This is a genomic window from Microcoleus sp. N3A4, from assembly GCF_036701805.1.
GTDB lineage: Bacteria > Cyanobacteriota > Cyanobacteriia > Cyanobacteriales > Microcoleaceae > Microcoleus.
In genome coordinates this window covers 1-2143 of sequence record NZ_JAUBRJ010000162.1, presented here as the reverse complement: position 1 = coordinate 2143, position 2143 = coordinate 1, and the positions used below count along the sequence as shown (strand labels likewise).

General features: G+C 44.2%; 1 protein-coding gene and 2 pseudogenes. 1 reads left to right on the top strand and 2 read right to left on the bottom strand.

What is annotated here, in order from left to right:
* Window positions 1–269: 269 nt before the first annotated feature.
* Window positions 270–1101 (bottom strand): annotated as a pseudogene (locus QUA56_RS36410) (IS5 family transposase).
* A gap of 46 nt (window positions 1102–1147) precedes the next feature.
* Here QUA56_RS36410 and QUA56_RS36405 point away from each other — a divergent pair.
* Window positions 1148–1546 (top strand): ISAs1 family transposase, encoded by a 399-nt coding sequence (locus tag QUA56_RS36405; protein ID WP_333368846.1) that lies wholly within the window; start codon window positions 1148–1150, stop codon window positions 1544–1546.
* Window positions 1547–1747: 201 nt separating this feature from the next.
* On the opposite strand, the pseudogene QUA56_RS36400 reads toward QUA56_RS36405, so the two are convergent.
* Window positions 1748–2143: pseudogene (locus QUA56_RS36400) on the bottom strand (hypothetical protein); the annotation flags it as partial.

The window sequence follows — 2143 nt, the reverse complement described above, 5'->3', positions numbered from 1 at the left end:
AAGCTATGTTTAGCCCGAACAAGATTGACAAAACTTATATTGCCGAGGCGATCTCAAATTCACTCATCTTTCTAAATGCTGTTTTCTGACTTTTTCAGCAAGCCCTATTTAGCCGCCATTAAAGGCAATCACGGCAACTGTTTGAAGGCTATTAAAGCCCAATTTAAATCCGAATCCCATTGCCATAGCGTTGAAACAGCCCATGGTCGAGTGGAACGACGGAGTGTTAGTCTGTGGCAGACATTAGCTGATTAGACCTCTTGCAAAAGTCATTTTGAAAGGTTAAGTTCATAGTTATAGATGCCTGCAATCAGGTTGAAGCGTAAACCAAATCTACGTCGGCGATTTCGGTAACGTTCCGACAAAATCCGAAAAATTTTCAGCATCCTATTAACGTGTTCAATAATAATTCGTTGGCTTGCCAGAGTACGGTTTTCCTGCCGTTGAACCTGAGATAAATTAGAGCTTTTGGGCTTTTTAGTAGGGATCTCACTATTGGCATGAAGTTTGGCAATTCCTTGATAACCCTTATAACCTAAAAGCTTAATTGTAGTGGCTAGCCTGACTTTACTGCTCTTGAATAGTCACAAGGAATGCCTTCTGCCTTTACCACGAAGCTCTGCAGATAATTGCTCCCGTCTTTTGATTGACTACTAATTGTGACTTCAGTATATGATACTTCTTTTTGCCGTTCAACACTTGTCGTTGTTTTTTTTTGGACGCTCGACTGGGCTTTCGGTCACATCGACCACAACTACTTCTAAAACTGAGTCCGGTTGCAGCAGTGCTTTCTTTCCGGGTAAGCTAAACCGACCTGAACGAATTAATGTGTCCTTGCCCGTGTCTGACGATCCGGAACGCAGTGGATTCATTGATGTTCCAGCTTTGAGCAATGTGAAAGTAGGTACGGTACTCTCGCCAATATTGTAATGCCAGCAGTACCTGATCTTCTAAGCTCAGTTTAGGCGGGCGACCGGGTTTGCGTTTCTGAAGTTGCTGTTGTTTTAGAACTGACACCATTTCATCAAAAGTTGTAGACCCAACGCCACAGAATCGCTTGAAGGCTTCTGGCTTTAAACTTTGCACTTGTTCGTAAGTCATCAGTTTTTCCTCTCAATCACCTTAATATTGCCCTTATTGGGGACTTTTGCAAGAGGTTTATTTACCCGGCATGGCCGACTGGGAAGGATTAACGACGATTATTCGCGTCACCAGTTATCGGCATTTGCTCAAAGGACAGCATCTGATCGTTAAAAAAAAGCAGACCCGCTATTACATCAGTTCCTTGAACGAAACCGTCGAACAATTTGCTCAACGCATTCGCAATTACTGGCACGTTGAAAATAAGGTTCATTCTGTGCGGGATGTCACACAAGGCGAGGATGCTTCCCGGATTCGCGTCCAGCCACTGCCTAACCTGTTTGCCCTCGCCCGTAATTTGGCCCTCAATCTCTATCGCGAGCAGGGGGAAACTAATATGGCTCAAGCTCAACGTCAGGCAGGATTTGGCCTTGAATTCCTCAAAACCCTATTCAGAATGAAATAGCCCTGGCAGTTAGATTTCCCACTCCAGCCTGAAGACTTGGGTATAAAATTGGATTTTGTGCAGTCCAATCTCCTGATTGTCTGGTAATCGGCACAACAATCACAAGCTCAAAACGGATCGTACCTGGGTTGCTTGGCCTCCTGTTTGTGTAAAAGCGGTTTTAACCGCCGAGTGATAAAGGGGATAATTAACTACACAGAATTAGACGATATCCTTACGCTTCTGAACCACTAAAGTGAGACCCAACAAAGCCAAAATTTGCAAGCAAAGAATAGCCCAATACTGCCTAACATTAACCTTGAACATTGAGCCGTATTTATTATAAAAGTTCTCTAAGAGAGCTTCTCCGCCTTTAATCGTTCCCTCGTATTTCCCTTTCCACTCGCTGTAGTCTGTTTGCCAAGAGTCAATCTCCGCTTTGTAGCTATCAACTTTTTTCTGATAAGTACCGAACTCAGCGGGATTGTCCGGCGCTTTCCCAGGATCTTGTGGCTTCGCGGGTTCCGTTTGGTCTATTACAGCCCACATTCCGCACCCCAACTGGCACATACGCGGATTGAGGGAATAATAGTGAGTAAAAACACCCAAAAATCTCTG